Below are 16,787 nucleotides of genomic sequence, written 5' to 3' on the forward strand. Positions count from 1 at the left end.
GAAAAACTACCTTGCGAGGTAGTCGATAGCGCCCCCTTCGAAATACAGCTCCACCCCCCGGATTACGTCGTCCACCGTGACCAGATGAAGGCACCGCGGCAAGCCATTGATCACGTCCACACACAAGCTGCCAGGCGCATCCTTCTCGTCGCCGTCGCCCAGCGGCAGTACGCGGGATTTCCAGCATCCGCCGGCGACGCAGCACTTTAGCGCGCCCGTGCGGTGCAGGTATTGGTGAGTCGGGTAGGCTTCCCAATGCGGCGGCTCGCGCCCGCCGGCCACCACCACGCAGGGCCGTGCGGTGGGCTGGCCGGGCCCTGTTTCAATGGCGGCGGCCAGGTGCATCAGCAGGGTGACGGGGCACAGCACCCCCTGCGCGTGATACACCAGGCGTACCAGTTGGCGCAGGTCAGTTCGGCCACGCAGGTCAATCACCCCGTCCAGCGGCGGGTGTTCATGCCCTCGCTCGCCCACCTGTACGAACAGAATGCTGCCCGAGAAATGGTCCACGACCTGCTGGTAGCGTTCCGCCGCCCACCACTTGGCGGTGTAGTCCGCCTTGCCGCCGGCTACCACGATCCAGAACGGCAGCGGCGCGCCTACCTGTTCCTCGACCTGGGACATCCAGGCTTTTTCCTGGTCGTGGAGGTGGACGTCGCCGTGAAAGCATGAGGGGCGAAGCGGGACACCCAACCGGTTTTCCAGAAACTGGCAAAAACCATGTATGAAGTGGTAGGGCAGCTGGTTGCTGCGATTGATCAGTGGGTACTCACATTCGATCACTTCTACGCCAGGGTCGCTTTCCAGCAGCGGGGTGAGGTAAGGGTTGTACTCCCACAGCGCCGGGCAGGGCGTACGTACATCCGTTTCGAATTCACCAGGGTAGCTCCGATGGAGGTCACGCACGGCAGCGGTCAACATCACGATATCGCCGGGGGATTGGTGGTTACGCAGTATCAACCGGCGCATGACCCGGAGCTCCACAGTGGTAGGCACCTGTTCACCATAGCGCAGGTGAATTGCTGCTCGTCGCCGATATTACTGGCGGTCGCTCCCCGGCGGCACGCTGGAGCCGGGTTCAGGCCCATCAAACGTGCCCAGCAGGCTGGTCGCTTTGCTGTTCAGCAATGACCCTGCCTGGAAATAACCCATCACCGTGCTCACGCTTCGGTGTTCGGTCATGGCCATCACTTCACCCAACGGCACGCCCTGTCGACCAGCCTCGGTGACGAACCCTGAGCGCAGGCTGTGAGCTGCCCAGTCACCTTCCAGCCCTGCGAGCTTCGCCCGACGCTGCACGATGCGCGCAACCTGGTCACCGGACAGCCCCGACGTACCTACCTTGCCGCCCTTGTACAGGCGCCTGAACAATGGGCCTGACGCCGCAGGCGCTGCCGCCAGCCAGGCCGCGAGTGCCTGGGCGGCCGGGCCCTGCAGTGGCTTGTCGCGGCGCACGCCGCCGGTGTCGGTTTTGGTAGCGCCCAGGGAGTACAGCCAGGTGTGCTCATCGAGGCGGCGCACATCCTCCACCTGCAGGCCCACCACTTCCGAGCGACGTCGACCGCCACCGCTCCAGGCCAGCAGCAATAAGGCGCGATCGCGCACGCCGCGAACGCCATCCGTGCAGGTCGCCAACATCGCCTGCAAGGGCCCGGCGACCATCGCGGTTTTCTTTCGCACTGCCACGCCCTGGCGCGACTGGGCCTTGCGTGCCTCACGCAACAGCGTCTTGAGCGAGGGTGCTTCGGTCGGGCTGTCCCAGCCACGAATGCGGTGCCATTTGCCGAGCACAGCCAATCGATGCACAACCGTGTTGTAGGTCAACGCCCCAGGCTTTGCCTTGACGCGAGCGCCAACGAGGGCGGTATCGATCGCTGGCGGCAACAGGTGCGCCCAGCTGCCGTTGCCCAGCGGGCGGGCCAGATGATCCAGCACGAACTGCACCGCCACGGCTATCGGCAGCGGGGTATCGCCAAGGCCAATGCCATAGCGCAGCTGCAGCCAACCGGCCCAGTAAGCGAGCGCGCTACGGTAACTGCGCACGGTATTGGCCGCCGTGCCCGCCGCCACGAACGCTGCTGCAGCCTCCTGAGAGTTAGCGGCCAAGGAATGAGTGTCCAGAGGCCCTTCTAGACGCGGCAATTGCACAAGTGTATTTTCTATTACGTTCAACGTATTATATTCACAGCTAAAGAATTATAGCGTCGGATAACAATCCATTATCAGACCCAATATATAGCGGAGGGGCAGCAAATGGCGACAGGCGTGCCGGAAACGGCGGTGTTCGAAGCGGCAGACGCAGTACTGGCCCGTGGCGAACGGCCAACGGTGGAACGCGTGCGCCTGGAGCTCGGCCGCGGTAGCCCGGCACGGGTCGGCGCACTGCTGGATCAATGGTGGGAGCAGTTGGCGGGGCGCTTGCGCGGCGAAACCCGCCTGCCAGGGTTGCCCGCCGAAGTCGCGCAAGCCTTCGTTGCGATCTGGCAACAGGCGACCACCCTGGCGCAGGCCGTAGTCGAGCAATCGGTGGCAGCGCAGCGCCAGGTGCTCGCCGAGGAACGCGAGCAATTGGCAACGGCTGAGGAGCAGGCGCGCCAGGATGTGGCAGCGGCCCGTCAACAGGCGGCCGAGGCGATTACGGCACGGCAGGCCGCCGACACCCGGCTGGCTGACCTGGAGCGGTTGCTGGAGCAGCGCCAGTCCCAGATCAATGACCTGCAGCAGCAGCGGCAGGAGTCACAGGAAGCGGTGCTGGCCCTTCAAGAGAAGGTCCAAGGGCTTCAGCACACGCTGCTCGACGCGCAGCAACGGGCCGAAGCCGAGCGGGTGGCTCAGCAAGCCTATACCCGTGGAGTGGAGGACCGCGCCCATGCTGAAGTGGACCGCGCGCGGGGCGAAGCCAAGCTGCGCCTCACGGAGCGCCGCGAGCTGCAGCGTCAACTTGAGCTTGTGCAAGCAAAGCTCGAGGAAACACGCACTGCACTTAATCAAACCCAGCGCGAGGCGGCCGCACAGCTAGCGCGCGCCGAAGCGGCGGCGGAGCAGGGCGCGCGGCAACTTCAGGCCATGGAAGTGCAGCTATCCGATGCATTGCGAGCCCTTGAGGTGGCGCAGCACGCGGCAGTGGCACAGCAGGCTCGGGCGGAGACGCTGGAGGCGCAGCTCGCTCACCTGCGCACCGCTCTGCAGCGTAAAAGTGCAGGCAAAGCAGCAAGAGGCCCTGTGGCGAAGGAGGAGTAGCCAATAAGCTTTGCGCCATCACATTTCACAATACCTCCCAGCGCTGGATGCGATTGGAAGGTACCGCCGATCCCGCGCTACATTCCCTCGAGATCCTACTGCCCAGTGGGTGGTTTTCTGCATAGAACCTCATCCAGGAATAGAATAGCGAGATGAACATGAGTGGTACCGTCGTAAATCCACCGGGCGCAGCCATGCGCATTTTCCGCTGTGTAGTAGGGCTGGGCCTTGTGTTCTCCAGCATGGTTTCCCATGCCGCGGACGCACCGGAGGACCCTGCGGCAAACACGCTGCTCAAGCGAGCCGTCGATTACTACCAGCTGCAGGGCGATGCGGCGCTGGCTGCGTTCAGCCGGCAAGGCGAATTCATCGACGGTGACCATTTCATCTTCGTTGTCGACAGCCATGGGACCCTGCTGGCCAGCGGTGGCCCTTCAGCCGTGCTGATCGGCCGTGAGGTTTCCAAAGTACTAGCCCCTGAGCTCAAGGCAGCTTTCGACCAGGCGCTCAGCGTCAAGCAGGATGCCGGTGCAGGCGTACAAACGGTCGAATACCGCTGGGACAACAAAGCCCAACGCCGGATTGAGCTCAAACGCGTGTACTTCCAGAAAGTAGGGGACCGCGTGATTGCCGCCGCGCAGTCTGTGCCACGTGCGAGCGCCAACCAGGCGCAGCAGTTGCTGAGCAAGGCCGTCGCCGCGATCCAGAAAGACCCGGAAGGTACGTTCAAGTCGATCAATAACTTGTCCGCGCAGTTCCATGAGGACGATTTGTACGTATTCGTGGTTGACGCCAACACGCAGCGCTATGTTGCCCATGGTTACAACCTACGCTTGCTAGGCGTGGATTTCGCCAGCATTCATGACCCGGCGGGAAAGCCGGTAGGTCCGCCGATCATGGCATTGATGCGTAAGGCCGAATCGGCGAAGTACGACTACCGCTGGAAGAACCCGGTCACTGGCATTGTCGAAGACAAGTACGCGTTGATCCAGCGAGCGGGCCATTACCTGGTGGTCGTGGGTTACTATCGCAGCGCGGACTGAGCATGGGCGCGTTCGCCCGGCTCAGGGACTACCTGACCGGGCAGCCGCTCCGGCCCACCGGCCAGCGGAATTGCTCGTATCGGCTTTGACACACTTGGCAAGCAAACCTATACCCTGCTTTTACCTCGCAGGCAGGGTCGTCCCATGGATAGCAAGCACCCTGGTCAGCCACGGCAGTCGGCCACCCACCGCACGTCAGCATTCCCCTTGCGCCCCACCCACCTGAGCCTGGCCCTGCTGGCTACGCTTGGGGCGGTTACCACGGCGCCAGCCGCGGCGAGCTGTGGCAGTGGCAACATCAGCACGGCAGTGACCGAGCCTTGCGTGCTGGAGCGCAACAAGAATCTGGTGATTACCAGGCATGGCTCGATCGATGTGCCTGAGGGTGCGGCGGTGAGCATCCTGCACCCCACCTCAGGCGTTAACCACGTAACCAACAGCGGTACGCTGCGCGGCTATCAGGCGGTGTTGATTGACAGCGCGAGCGTTATTGGGGCCATACACAACACCGCCACCGGTGTGATGGAAAGCCCCAGCGGGACGCCCTTGCAAGTCAGCGGCAGTACCTTGACGGGTAATATCACCAATGCAGGCACCATCGCTGCTTCCACTTATGAGTACGGCATTCGCCTGGAAGACAGCACTCTGAAGGGGTCGGTGGTAAACAGCGGCTTGGTGAAAAGCGGAATCATCGTGCTCGAAAGCCACGTAACGGGTGATATCGCTAACAGCGAAACCGGAACGGTTGAACTTACCGCCGTTTACGGCAGCACCCTGGACGGATCAGTGCGCAATGCCGGGGATATGACAAGCCCGTTCAGGGGGTTGTCGGTCTTCGATTCGGTGATACGCGGGGACGTGCTTAATTCCGGCACCATGGGCGGGCCTACAGGCCTATCGATTGGCTCTAGCACAATACAAGGCCGGCTGGCGAACAGTGGGCTGATCAACGGCACGGCCCAAGCGCTGAGTATTTCAGATACCACGCTACGTGGCGGCCTGAATAACACCGGCGAAATCAACGGCCACGGCCAGAACGCAATCACCTCCAGTACCTTGGGCGGCCTGGAAAATTCGGGCACTGTGCGCAGCTTCACCACTGCCTTGGTGCTGGACAACACCTATGTGCGTGGCAACGTTACCAACACCGGCAGTTTTCTAACCTCTAGCAGCGGCCACGCCGGGCTGGAGCTGATCGGCGGTACTGTGACCGGCAACCTGAGCAATGCCGGCACGCTCAACGGCGGGCCGCGTGGCTACGGGCTGATCATTTCACGGGGCACCAGGATCGAAGGTGACCTGCTCAACAGTGGCTACGCCATCGGTTACCAGGGCATACGCCTGAACGACACGACCCTAGGTGGGAGCCTGATCAATACCGGGCGATTGCTGGGCGGCCTGGCCAGTTGGCAGACGGAGGGTCAGGGCCTGAAAGTAGTAGGCGGGCGCATCGAAGGAGACCTCCTAAACCGCGGCGCCGTGCAGGGGCGCGAGGACGCGATCATTCTGGCCAATACGCGCATCCAAGGCCAGATCATCAACACCGGCTTTCTTGTCAGCCCCAATGCGCTGCGCCTGATCGACACGCAGGTAGACGGCGGCCTGGTTAATGCCGGCACCATTGCCGTGCGCAAAGGCGAGGCGGGCTATGCCTTGTCCGTGGACGCCGATAGCCGGCTGGACAACCTTTACCTGGCTGGCGACCATGCGCGCTTCGAAGGCGCTGTGTATGCACCGCGCACCACGGCGACGGTTTACAGCACAGCCCGCTACGTGCTTGAAGCAGGGGACCATTGGACCATCGATAAACTGGTAAACCGGGGCACGCTGGAGTTGGCCGCGCCGGCCAGCCGCACCGCCACGCCCGCTACCATCGCCGGCGACTATACCCAGCGAACCGGCGCGGTGCTGCGCACCGATGTGGCTGACGCCAGCCATTACGGCAAGCTAGTGGTGCGCGGCACTGCGGTTCTACCCAGCGCGGCACGCATCGACGTTGATGTTACCCACGCCACCCAGCCGTTCAACGTGACGACGCTGCAGGATGTTTTGAGCGCCGGGACGCTGAAATCCGAAGGTACCTTTGCAGTGACCGGCAACTCCGCCCTTTTTGATTTCGGTGCCGTGAAGGACGGCAACACCGTGGACCTGACGCTCAGCTCGCGCGCCTCCAACGGTGCCAGCAGGGCGGCGGCCGATGCAGGGCGCGGGGAACTCGCCAGCGTGGCCAGGGTGCTCGATGCGCAGTTCAGCCAAGGCGGCGGCAGCGCACTCACGCCGTTCTTCGTCAGCGCCAGCAGTGACGCCGAAGTCGCCCGCAGCCTCGCGCAAACCCTTCCGCTCGATAATGCCGGGCTGCGTGCCAGCCAGGCGGCACTGATGGAAATCAGCGACGCGCTGCAACAGCGTTTGTTGCCGATCGGGCAGGGCATCGTGAGTTACCAAGGGGTGGCGCAACCCACCCTGTGGTCACGGCCGTTCAATACTTTGGCCAGCCAAGGCCGCGGCTCGCGCAGCGATAACAGCGGCAAGGTGATCGGCATGGACACTCAGGCAGGCCCAGGTCGACGGATCGGCCTGGCCTTTGCCTACGCCCGTGGCGACACCGCCGGGGACGGCGCGGGGGCTAACCAGAACAGCCGCCTGGACCTGTGGCAGTTCAGCGGGTATAGCGCCTACACCCTGGCACCCGACACGGAGTTCATGCTCTATGCGGGGGCTGGGCATAATTCGGTCGCGGGCGAGCGCAGCCTGAACCTCAGCGGGCTCAACAGTGATGCAAAGGCCGAGTACGACAGCCTGTTTGCCACCGTCGGCGCAAGCCTGGGCCATGCCTGGCAAGTGAGTGACGCCACGCGGGTGATCCCGGCCCTACGGCTCGATTACAACCATATTCGCGATGACGCCTATAACGAAAAAGGCGCGAGCGCCGTGGCGCCGCTGTTGCTACGAGTGGATGCCAGAGAAACCGACCAAGTGATTGCCGGGCTCGACGGCCGCCTGGAGCATGCCTTCACCCCCGACGGTAGCCGCCTAGCGTTAACCGTGGGCGTGGGGTACGACCTGATCAATCAGGACAACACGGCCACTGCCAGCTTCGCCGGTGCTCCGGGCCAGCGCTTCACCGCCGGCGGCCCCAGCGCCAGCCCGTGGTTGCTGCGCGGCGGGCTGAGCCTGATCACTCCATTGCCACGCGGCGCGGAGCTGTCGGTGAGTTACAGCGCGCAAAGCCGCAGCGACTACGATGCCCAGGCCGCGACCGTGCAGGTGAATATGCCGTTTTGAGGTAATCGCGCGTGCGATCTTCGCGAGCGGTCGCCGCAAGGCAAGACCCCACTTCCCACAGGGCAAGTGGAACAAGCTGTTTCCAGTGCGAGAGCTGACCTACTGCTTAGTCTTCCTCCAGCCGACGAATCGTTCGAAACCCCACATGCTCGGTGGCCAGGTTGGCTTCCTGGCGCTCACGTGCCGCAACCCGGTAGCGCATGCAGTAGTTGGACGCACAAAGGAACGAGCCGCCTTTGATGACTTGCCGCGGCACCCCAAGGATAGGCGTGAAGCCAAGCCGGGCAGGGTCACCGTTGGCATGGTTCTGCAGGGTGCCGGTGTACACGTCGGCCGTCCATTCCCAGAGGTTGCCGATCATATCGAACAGGCCATACCCATTGGGCGTGAAGCAGCCGACCGGGGCAACGCCCGGGTAGCCGTCGGTGGCGGCGTTATCGAAGGGGAAGATGCCTTGCCAGTAGTTCGCGGTGGGTTTGCCCTGGGCATCCACCGGCGCAAGCGCGCCTTGCTCGCCCTCGCGCCCGCCCCGTGCGGCATACTCCCATTCAGCCTCGGTGGGCAACTCATTGCCTAGCCAATGGGCGTAGGCTTCGGCGTCCTCCAGCGTCACCAGCGCTACGGGCTGATTGGCGGGCACCGGCTTGGCCTGAGCCGGCCCGGCGGGCTGACGCCAGCTGGCCCCGGCTACGAAATGCCACCACGGCATGGACTGCTCGCTCAGTTGCGCCTGGGTCGGCACCTGAAACAGCGCGCCGCCGCCGGTGCGTTCGGCCTCCGTGAGGTAGCCGGTGGCCGCCACGAACGCCCCGAATTGGGCCTGGCTCACCTCAGTACGGTCGATCATGAAGCTCCCGACCTCGGCTGTGCCCAGCATCACTTCATCCGGGTAACCCTGCTGGCTGCCGGGCCGGTAGGTGCCACCCTCGATCCGCTGCATGCCCGCCTGCGGGTTGGCCGGCCAGCCCGCAGGAATGCCGTTGTACCGCGAGCAACCTTGCTGCGTACCCAAGGGCGCGTCGCTCGAAGGTAACCGCCGCACCCCGAGCAGCGCCCCCACCAGCGTGACCGCCAGCAGCCCGGCTAGCGCTGCGTGCCTCGCTCGGGTCATGGCGCCGCGGCTGCCGCCGGTGGCACCACCACACCCACCTGGCGCGCGTAGGCTTGCCAGGCAAGGCGCAGCCGTTGAAGCGTTTCAGGCTGGCTGGCAGCCAGGTCATTGCGCTCGCCGCGGTCCTTGGCCATGTCGAACAGCTGCCAGTTCAACGGTTGCGGAGCGCCGCCGAACCCGGGCTGCGGGCGCATCCCCAGCAGCTTAAGGTCGCCCTCGCGGTAGTAGAGGTTGCCGAACAGCTCACCGGCCAGCACGGGCGCCTCGCCGTGAGGCGCACCTTGACCTTCGAGCATGGGCAGCATGCTTTTGCCGGTAATCGGATGCTTGGGCTGGCCTTGATAGCTGCTGCCCGGGTCGCCCATATGGGCAAGCGCCAGGAACGTCGGTGCCAGGTCATCGACGCGAGCGATACCGCGCTCCATGCCCTGGCGCCGCAGCGTCGCGGGCAGCTGCACGATCGCTGGCACGCTGATACCGCCCTCGGCGGTGGTGCCTTTGAACAGGTGGAAGGGCGCCGCGCTCACCTCGGCCCAGCGCACGCCGTAATCGATCTGGGAGCCAGGCTTGCCCAGGTTGGCCAGGCTGTTATCGGTGTGCGGACCTCGTGGATAGAATTGCTCGTGGCGCTCGGCCGCCGCGCCGTTATCAGACATGAACAGGATCAGCGTGTTGTCCAGTTGCCCGCTCTGCTTGAGGTAATCGAGCAACCGCCCCACGTTATGATCGAGGTTGTCGACCATGGCCGCATACACTTCCATCTTGCGCGCTTCAATCGCTTTGCCCTGCGCATCAAGCTGCTCCCAGGCAGGCAATTGAGGGTTGGCAGGAAGGGGCTGCGCCGGCTCGAAATCCTGCGACAGGATGCCCAGCTGCTTTTGCCGCTCGATCCGTGCCAGGCGCACCGGGTCGTAACCCTGGTCATAGCGGCCACGGTATTTTTCAAGGTAGGCGGCGGGCGCTTGCAGTGGCCAGTGGGGCGAGGTGAAGGCCGCGTAGGCGAAGAAGGGTTTGCCATTCTTTTCCCCCGCCTTCAGGTAGCTGATCAGCTTGTCGGTGTAGAAGTCGGTGGAATAGAAGTCATCCGGCAGCTCGGCGGGCTTGCCGTCCTCGCGGTAGTGCACCTGCTCGATTTTGGTGGGGGCCACGGCGGCGGGCTTGAAGTGTGATGCGCCGCCTTCGAGCAGGGTGAACGAATGCTCGAAACCGCGGGCGTCCGGCCCCTGGCCTGGCTCCAGGCCCAAATGCCATTTGCCGACCATCTGGGTGCTGTAGCCGCCGTCTTTCAGCAGTTGCGCGATAGAGTGGGATTGCTGATTGAGGTACCCCTCATAGCCCGGCTTGCCTTGCTGGAAGGGCAACAGCCCCTCAGCCATGCTGCCGAGGCCCGCCAGGTGATTGTCGGTGCCGGACATCAGCATCGAACGGGTGGGCGAGCACGTGGGAGCGGCGTACATGTTAGTGAGCACCAGCCCCTGCTTGGCCAGGGCGTCGAGGTTGGGCGTATGGATCTCACCGCCGAAAGCACCCAGGTCGGAATAGCCCAAGTCATCGGCCAGTATCAGCAGAATGTTGGGCCGGGGATCGGGGCGTTCGCTGGCGGTGACAGAGAGCGTGGGGCAAGTCGCGACAAACAGCAGGCTCAGCGCGAATCGCTGCCACGCAGTGCGGGATTGGGTCATGAAAAGCTCCGGATGAATGACTGAAGGCAGGCGAGGGCGGCCACGGCACGCGACAGGAGCGCACCGGCCGCTTCAATGCTCAGCGAACGCCTTGCCCGGCCATGGCGGCGGGTGAAAACTCCGACGCGTTGTACTGGTCGACCACCTTGTATTGCGAAGGCAGGCCGGCGTAAACGTTCTGGATAAACCAGGCGCCGGACGTCAGGTCATAGAAGCCCGAAGACAGCTGTGCCTGGGCGGGGATGTCTGGCATGTCGGCAGGCAGCGACCACAGGGTTTTAGCCAAGTGGCCGTCCGCGTCCCAGCGGTCGGCGAGCAGCGCCTGCCAGGTGTCTTCATCCAGGTAGTAACGGCCCTTGGGCAGTTGGTGCCGCTTGCCCGGGGCCAGGTCGGCATCGATCACCCATACCCGGTGCAGCTCCCAACGCACATAGTCGGGGTTAAGGTGATGGGCGCCCAGCAGGTCTTCAGGCTTGGCGGCGGCCTGGAACTTGTTGGTGTTATAGGGGATGTACATCTCCTTTTTGCCCACCAGTTTCCAATTGAAGCGGTCGATCCGGCCGGCGAACACGCTCAGTTCGTCAAAGCTCATCACTCCAGCCGTGGCGGGTGTGGGCGTATCGCAGCAGGCATTGGGCAACTTGCGCACCCGACGCTGGCCCGTCAGGTACACATGGGCCGCGGACTTTTCAGCGTCGATATTGGTATGGCCGATGATCTGCTCCCCAGCCCGGATGGGTGGCCCGGCGTTGACCATGCGGAACAGCCAGTACTCGCCCTCGAAGGTCTCCGGGCTGCCGTTGGGGAAGTAGTAGGGCATCTGCTGGATGGCATTGCCGTCCGTGGTCATCACGGGCTTGCCATCGGCGGTGATCAGGTAGTGGCGGAAGTGCATTTCCAGCGCCGTGCCGCGCCAGTTCAGCAAGTGGTTCCAAATGGCCTCGGCGCCGTTCTGCGGGATCGGGAACGGGATGCCACCGTAGGCGCCTTTGGGCACCGGGCCACTTTCACTCTCGGCCATGGTGGCGCGGGTGGCATTTTTGAAAGTGTTGTCGTACACCCACTGAGGCGCCGCCGCGGTGCGGTGAGTGGGGTATACGTCGATACGGTAGGTATCCGGGAAGCGCTTGAACATCTCCTTGCTGCCGTCGCTCAGTTTGTCGGCGTATTGGGCCAGGTTTTTGGCGGTGATGCTGAACAGCGGCTTCTCGGCGGCGAAGGGATCGAGCCGTTTGCCGCCCGGCTTGTAGGCCGGGTCTACATGGGTGTCACCGCCAGTCCAGGCCGGGATGCTCCCGTCGGCGTTGCCGGCGCGCTCCGCACCCATCGGGGTAAGGGTACTGTTGAGCTTGGCGGCGTCTGCGGCGGAGGCGGCCACACCGAGTGGCGCGTGGAGCACCCAGGTGCTCAACATGGCCAGGCTGAGGGTCTTCAGGGTCGTCTGGAGGGTCATGGGCAGCCCTTAGTAGGTCGTTTTAACGGAGAAGGCCAGGTAGTCCCGGTCCTTCAGCGATTGCAGGTAATTGAACTGCGACGTGGCGTTCAGGTTGGTGTCTTCGGGGCCGTAGTAGTGGGTGTAGGTGAGCCCGAATGTCACGCGGTCCATATAGGTGGCGGTGACGCCGATGTTCATGTCGCCGCCGTTGTCGGTTCCGAAGCTGCTCACCACCGAGGATTTCCCGAGCGGGAAGTAGCTCGCCCCCATGGGTACGCTCACATCGATGCCAGGGAACAGCTGGCGATAGGTGGGCGTATAAACAAAGCGCAACCCCAGGCCGTCATCGGTGGCGCCGGGGTCCAGCGCCGAACGGTTTTTGGTCACGCTCAGCAGGTGGTTCCAGGCGACCTCTGCGGCCAGGCTGCTTTCTTCGGCGATGAATGACGGGCCCAGCGAGGCGAGCACGTTGAGGTTGATGTGCGCGGTGCGGCCCACGGCGTACAGCGGGTGGTCACTGTTGTCCGCGCCACTGCCGGCGATCACGGTCTGGCCGTTGGATACCAGCGGCATGTTCCAGCGCAGGGACGCTTCGCCGGCAAAGCTGTACTCATCCACCGTAGTGGCGAAGCTGGCGCCCAGTGCGCGGATGTCTTCGGGGTACACCCAGTAGTAATCGCCGACCTGGCCGGTGGCGAAGTTCGGCCCGGTGGCGCTGCTGCGCAGGTACAGCTTGGGGCTTTTATCGTGGTACTGGATGGCGTACAGGCCGTAGTCCACCGACTCCCCGGCAAAGCGCAGCTGCAAGCCGCCCTGGCCGGTATCGCGGGCATCCTTGTCCTTGCCATGGAAGAACGCCGCCGGGCTGTCGGCGCTGCCACCCAGCGCGGTGGGGAAGGGCGCGCCCACGATAAGCCGCTCGTTGCCTTCGCCAATGGTGTCACTGCTGGAGAAATAACTGCCCGCGCCTGGCAAGCGGTTCTCTTCCCACTCCAGTTGGTAGAACGCGCCCAGCGAGATGTCGTCGGTGAGTTGGAAAGTGCCGGAGAGCTGATTGACCGGCCGGGTGATTTCCTTGAACTGGGTATTGGGCACCGACTGTGCCTTCACGATATCGACCGGGGCCATGCCGCCGGCAATGCCATTGGCGCCGAAGAACAGGCTTTCACCCCAGATCAGTCCGTGGCGGCCGGCGCGTACCGACACCGCCTTGTCACTCAACTGGCCGTTCCAATACACGAACGCATCCAGTACCTCAGCATCACCGCCGTGCAGGTGGCGGGTATCGTCTGTGAATTCGTCATAGTCCACGGAACGGGCGTTGGTACGGCTTGCGTCGTTGTTGTCGTTGTCGCCCTGGTACACCGTGTCGTACCAACCCGCCGCGCTCACACGCGCACCCACCTGGCGGTATGCCAGGTCCAGCTCCGAGAGAATATCCAGGCGGTTAGAGATCAGCCCCTTGCCGAAGGCCCGGTCGCCGTCGTCCTGGTTCAAGGCGGTCTGCCCCGAGGTCAGCTTGTTGCTTGGGCTTTCGGTCCGCCAGGCGTTGCTGTATTTGAAGGTGTTGTCCCAGCGAAGCTTGATGTCGGATTCGCCCGTGTCGATTTCCATCGCCTGAGCAAGGGGGGGTGACAACAATACCGCCGCCACCAACGCCATTTTGTGTGAGCCGTGCCGCATCCGCAGGGCGCGCCTTGGCCGGTTGATCGAGCAACCTGTCATAGGGTGAACCTCTTGTTGTTGGGAATTATTGCGAGGTGCCAGGGCGGCGCGGCGAAAGCTCGCGGGAGTCGGCCTGGGAGAGATAGCGGTCGGGCAGTAGGGGTGCGGGGGCGTTCGAAAAGCTCATTCCAATCCCTCGGGTTCTTTTTTTTATGGCAATGCATGCGGGGCATTTTTGTGAGCGAAGCCTGCCACCGGGTTACGGAGTTTTACTAATCGCGTGCCCGGATAAGACGTATGGCCAAAATCGATACCCAAGCGGGAGCAGCGGTTGCAAGCACTACGGCGGGCTTTATCCCCTATTTTCTATGGATCCACAGTGAGCCATTCAGCGTTATTGGCCTTGACTTAACTAGTAGATATCGCTTTCTATGGATCCATACAACTACAAGAACCCGGAGAGCCTCATGTATCCAAAAAACACTTGGTACGTCGCCTGCACGCCCGAAGAACTCCCCTCAAAACCCCTCGGGCGGCAGATTTGCGGGGAAAAGATTGTGTTTTACCGGGGCGCGGAAGGCCGGGTTGCGGCCGTGGAAAACTTCTGCCCGCACCGCGGCGCGCCCCTGTCACTGGGCTATGTGAAAGACGGCAAGCTGGTGTGCGGGTATCACGGCCTGGTGATGGGCTGCGACGGCAAGACCGTGGAAATGCCCGGCCAGCGCGTCCGTGGCTTTCCTTGCAACAAAGCCTACGCAGTGGTCGAGCGGCACGGGTTTGTGTGGGTATGGCCGGGTGACCAGAACAAGGCCGACCCTCACCTCATTCCCCACCTGGAATGGGCGGAAAGTGACGATTGGGCGTATGGCGGCGGGCTGTTCCACATTGGGTGCGACTATCGGTTGATGATCGACAACCTGATGGACCTTACCCATGAAACCTACGTGCATGCCTCCAGCATCGGGCAAAAGGAAATCGATGAAGCCGCCCCGATGACCACCGTCCAAGGTGACGAGGTAGTGACCGCCCGGCACATGGAGAACATCATGCCGCCGCCGTTCTGGCGCATGGCACTGCGCGGCAATAACCTGGCTGATGACGTGCCCGTCGACCGCTGGCAGATCTGCCGGTTCAGCCCGCCCAGCCATGTACTCATCGAAGTTGGCGTCGCCCATGCGGGCAAGGGCGGCTACCACGCCCAACCGGAGCACAAGGCATCGAGCATCGTGGTGGATTTCATCACCCCGGAAACCGAGACCTCCATCTGGTATTTCTGGGGCATGGCGCGCAACTTCAACCCAGGTGACGAGGCGCTGACAGCGAGCATCCGCGAAGGGCAGCGCACCATCTTCAGCGAAGACCTGGAGATGCTTGAGCAGCAACAGCAAAACCTACTCGCGCACCCTGATCGCAACCTGCTCAAACTCAATATCGACGCCGGCGGCGTACAGGCACGGCGGATGCTGGATCGGATTATCGCCCGGGAGCGGTCACCTGAAATCGCGCTTGAGGGTGCGCCACAATGAGCGGGCCAGCCATGCTAGACGTCGTGGTCACTGGGCGCAGCCATGAAGCGTTGGATATCTACAGCTACGTACTGACCGCAGCCGATGGCGGGAGCCTGCCTGCCTTTACCGCCGGGGCCCACGTTGACGTGCACTTGCCTGGCGGCCTGATCCGCCAGTACTCGCTGTGCAACGCCCCGGGTGAGCGCAACCGGTATCAGATCGGGGTGCTCAAGGACGCCGCCTCCCGTGGTGGCTCGCGGTGCATGCACGAGCGCATCAACGTGGGCGAACGCCTGCGGATCAGCGAGCCACGCAATCACTTCCCGTTGGTGCCCGAAGCTCGCCGCAGCCTGCTGTTCGCAGGCGGGATCGGTATCACGCCGCTACTCTGCATGGCCGAGCATTTGGCCGCAAACGGTGGGGATTTCGAGCTCCACTACTGCGCCCGTTCAGAACGGCACGCAGCATTCCTGGAGCGGCTCGGCGGATCGGTGTTTAAGGGCAGGGTAGTGGTGCATTTCGACGAAATGGCCGATACACACCTGGATGCCGCCCGTGTGCTTGCTGCCCCCAACTCCGGAACGCACCTGTACGTGTGCGGGCCGGGCGGCTTCATGCAACACATTCTGGATACCGCCGCAGCCCAGGGCTGGGCGACCGGGCAGCTGCACCGCGAGTACTTCGCCGCAGCGCCCGTAGGCCCTCAGGCCGCCGGGCACTTTTCCGTAAAACTGGCCAGCAGTGGCCAGGTATTCGACATCGGGCCGGACGAAACCGTGGTTCAGGTGCTGGAGCGCCACGGTGTAGACATTCCTGTTTCATGTGAACAGGGCGTATGCGGCACCTGCCTCACGCGCGTACTGGAAGGGGAAGTGGACCACCGGGACCTGTTTCTCACAGAGGACGAGCAGGCTGCGAACGATCAGTTCACGCCGTGCTGTTCAAGGGCAAAGTCACCGCTGTTGGTGCTCGACCTCTGACTGCCTGCGAGGGTCTCATTTGCCACGCGATATCACGGTGAATTCCGGGCTGCCCTCAGCCTCGCCGAACACCTTGGCGTAACGCAGGGTGGCATTGGCGTGCTCGCGCATGATGGCCTCGGCGCGAGCACCCTGGCGGTTGCTCAGGGCGTCATACACGGCGTGATGCTGCATGTGGGCGAAATTGAAGCGGCGGTACTCGCGCACCATGGCATGGCGATCGATCGCCAGCGCCGAGACCGAGGCGAAGGGGCGGTGATCATTGCGGGCAAGCGCTTCGGCAATCGCCGCATTGCCACTGCTGGCGACGATCACCTGATGAAAGCGCATGTTGAGGTCGTGGTACACCTCAAGGTCCTGCTCGGTGACATACCCCTTGGCGAACAGGGCATCCCCTTGTTCCAGGCATTCGAGCAACGCCGCGTGCGCCTGCTCGGACAGCCCGCGTTCGGCGCTCTGCCGCGCGGCCAGGCCCTCCAGCACCCCGCGTACCTCAACGGCGTTGGCAATATCGTCCGCGCTCAGCGCCCGCACTTGAAAACCGCGGCCGCCGTGGCGTACCAGCAGCCCTTCCTGCTCTAGAGTGCGGAAGGCAATACGCACTGGCATCCGCGACACGCCGAAGCGCTCGGCGGTAGGAATTTCCATCAGCCGCTCACCGGCGGCCAGCTCGCCAGAAGCAATCATTTTGCGCAGTGCGACCAGCACCAATTGGCCCGGCTTGGTCATTGAATGCGATTCCCCGTCAATGGCCGACTATGGTACAGCACCGGCCTGATCCTGTGCCAAAGACCCTTACCCACCCAATAAATGGCAGAATCCCCTGACTGAAACGTTT

General features: G+C 63.3%; 12 protein-coding genes. 5 read left to right on the forward strand and 7 right to left on the reverse strand.

Translation table 11 applies throughout. The annotated features are described in order from the left end of the window. Window positions 1–6 precede the first annotated feature (6 nt). Both LG385_RS09610 and LG385_RS09615 read right to left on the reverse strand, forming a co-directional pair. The gene (locus tag LG385_RS09610) at window positions 7–969 is read right to left on the reverse strand and encodes a glycosyltransferase family 9 protein (protein WP_225774072.1); all 963 of its coding nucleotides are present in this window, start codon (window positions 967–969) and stop codon (window positions 7–9) included. Window positions 970–1,038: 69 nt separating this feature from the next. Further along, window positions 1,039–2,172, reverse strand: a complete 1,134-nt coding sequence (locus tag LG385_RS09615) for a site-specific integrase (RefSeq protein ID WP_225774073.1) — start codon at window positions 2,170–2,172, stop codon at window positions 1,039–1,041. A gap of 81 nt (window positions 2,173–2,253) precedes the next feature. Here LG385_RS09615 and LG385_RS09620 point away from each other — a divergent pair, with 81 nt between their 5' ends. From LG385_RS09620 to LG385_RS09630, 3 genes are all read left to right on the forward strand, one after another. Next, window positions 2,254–3,240, forward strand: coding sequence for a DNA-binding protein (locus LG385_RS09620; protein WP_225774074.1), 987 nt, complete (start codon window positions 2,254–2,256; stop codon window positions 3,238–3,240). 194 nt (window positions 3,241–3,434) lie between these two features. Beyond that, window positions 3,435–4,283 carry a cache domain-containing protein gene (locus LG385_RS09625; protein WP_413247368.1) on the forward strand — a complete coding sequence of 283 codons (849 nt, stop codon included), beginning with the start codon at window positions 3,435–3,437 and terminating at the stop codon, window positions 4,281–4,283. Window positions 4,284–4,427: 144 nt separating this feature from the next. Then, window positions 4,428–7,568: an autotransporter outer membrane beta-barrel domain-containing protein gene (locus LG385_RS09630; RefSeq protein WP_225774076.1), complete on the forward strand. Its 3,141-nt coding sequence runs from the start codon at window positions 4,428–4,430 to the stop codon at window positions 7,566–7,568. Window positions 7,569–7,674: 106 nt separating this feature from the next. Here the strand turns inward: LG385_RS09630 and LG385_RS09635 are convergent, their stop codons facing one another. From LG385_RS09635 to LG385_RS09650, 4 genes are all read right to left on the reverse strand, one after another. Then, window positions 7,675–8,679, reverse strand: a complete 1,005-nt coding sequence (locus tag LG385_RS09635) for a formylglycine-generating enzyme family protein (protein WP_225774077.1) — start codon at window positions 8,677–8,679, stop codon at window positions 7,675–7,677. Continuing rightward, a complete protein-coding gene (locus LG385_RS09640) occupies window positions 8,676–10,361 on the reverse strand; it encodes an arylsulfatase (RefSeq protein WP_225774078.1) in 1,686 nt (561 codons plus the stop codon). The genes LG385_RS09635 and LG385_RS09640 overlap by 4 nt, the downstream gene beginning before the upstream one ends. Window positions 10,362–10,440: 79 nt before the next feature. Continuing rightward, window positions 10,441–11,814, reverse strand: coding sequence for a DUF1329 domain-containing protein (locus LG385_RS09645; protein WP_225774079.1), 1,374 nt, complete (start codon window positions 11,812–11,814; stop codon window positions 10,441–10,443). A gap of 9 nt (window positions 11,815–11,823) precedes the next feature. Continuing rightward, the gene (locus LG385_RS09650) at window positions 11,824–13,458 is read right to left on the reverse strand and encodes a DUF1302 domain-containing protein (protein WP_413247314.1); all 1,635 of its coding nucleotides are present in this window, start codon (window positions 13,456–13,458) and stop codon (window positions 11,824–11,826) included. A 470-nt stretch (window positions 13,459–13,928) separates the two neighbouring features. On the opposite strand from LG385_RS09650, the gene LG385_RS09655 reads away from it, so the two are divergent. Together LG385_RS09655 and LG385_RS09660 are read left to right on the forward strand one after the other, a co-directional pair. Further along, complete coding sequence (locus tag LG385_RS09655; RefSeq protein WP_225774081.1) at window positions 13,929–14,987, forward strand: aromatic ring-hydroxylating oxygenase subunit alpha; 1,059 nt, start codon at window positions 13,929–13,931, stop codon at window positions 14,985–14,987. A gap of 11 nt (window positions 14,988–14,998) precedes the next feature. Next, window positions 14,999–15,949 (forward strand): PDR/VanB family oxidoreductase, encoded by a 951-nt coding sequence (locus LG385_RS09660; RefSeq protein WP_225774082.1) that lies wholly within the window; start codon window positions 14,999–15,001, stop codon window positions 15,947–15,949. 15 nt (window positions 15,950–15,964) lie between these two features. On the opposite strand, the gene LG385_RS09665 is transcribed toward LG385_RS09660, so the two are convergent. Beyond that, entirely contained in the window at window positions 15,965–16,678 is a 714-nt protein-coding gene (locus LG385_RS09665) for a GntR family transcriptional regulator (protein ID WP_225774083.1), read from the reverse strand. Window positions 16,679–16,787: the final 109 nt, after the last annotated feature.

It is taken from the genome of Pseudomonas sp. Marseille-Q5115 (assembly GCF_916618905.1).
GTDB lineage: Bacteria > Pseudomonadota > Gammaproteobacteria > Pseudomonadales > Pseudomonadaceae > Aquipseudomonas > Aquipseudomonas japonica_A.

What these genes read in the sequence shown, in the direction of transcription:
- LG385_RS09610 (WP_225774072.1), bottom strand. Translation starts at nt 969, where the DNA reads ATGCGCCGGTTGATACTGCGTAACCACCAATCCCCCGGCGATATCGTG.
- LG385_RS09620 (WP_225774074.1), top strand. Translation starts at nt 2,254, where the DNA reads ATGGCGACAGGCGTGCCGGAAACGGCGGTGTTCGAAGCGGCAGACGCA.
- LG385_RS09625 (WP_413247368.1), top strand. Translation starts at nt 3,435, where the DNA reads ATGCGCATTTTCCGCTGTGTAGTAGGGCTGGGCCTTGTGTTCTCCAGC.
- LG385_RS09630 (WP_225774076.1), top strand. Translation starts at nt 4,428, where the DNA reads ATGGATAGCAAGCACCCTGGTCAGCCACGGCAGTCGGCCACCCACCGC.
- LG385_RS09635 (WP_225774077.1), bottom strand. Translation starts at nt 8,679, where the DNA reads ATGACCCGAGCGAGGCACGCAGCGCTAGCCGGGCTGCTGGCGGTCACG.
- LG385_RS09640 (WP_225774078.1), bottom strand. Translation starts at nt 10,361, where the DNA reads ATGACCCAATCCCGCACTGCGTGGCAGCGATTCGCGCTGAGCCTGCTG.
- LG385_RS09645 (WP_225774079.1), bottom strand. Translation starts at nt 11,814, where the DNA reads ATGACCCTCCAGACGACCCTGAAGACCCTCAGCCTGGCCATGTTGAGC.
- LG385_RS09650 (WP_413247314.1), bottom strand. Translation starts at nt 13,458, where the DNA reads ATGGCGTTGGTGGCGGCGGTATTGTTGTCACCCCCCCTTGCTCAGGCG.
- LG385_RS09655 (WP_225774081.1), top strand. Translation starts at nt 13,929, where the DNA reads ATGTATCCAAAAAACACTTGGTACGTCGCCTGCACGCCCGAAGAACTC.
- LG385_RS09660 (WP_225774082.1), top strand. Translation starts at nt 14,999, where the DNA reads ATGCTAGACGTCGTGGTCACTGGGCGCAGCCATGAAGCGTTGGATATC.
- LG385_RS09665 (WP_225774083.1), bottom strand. Translation starts at nt 16,678, where the DNA reads ATGACCAAGCCGGGCCAATTGGTGCTGGTCGCACTGCGCAAAATGATT.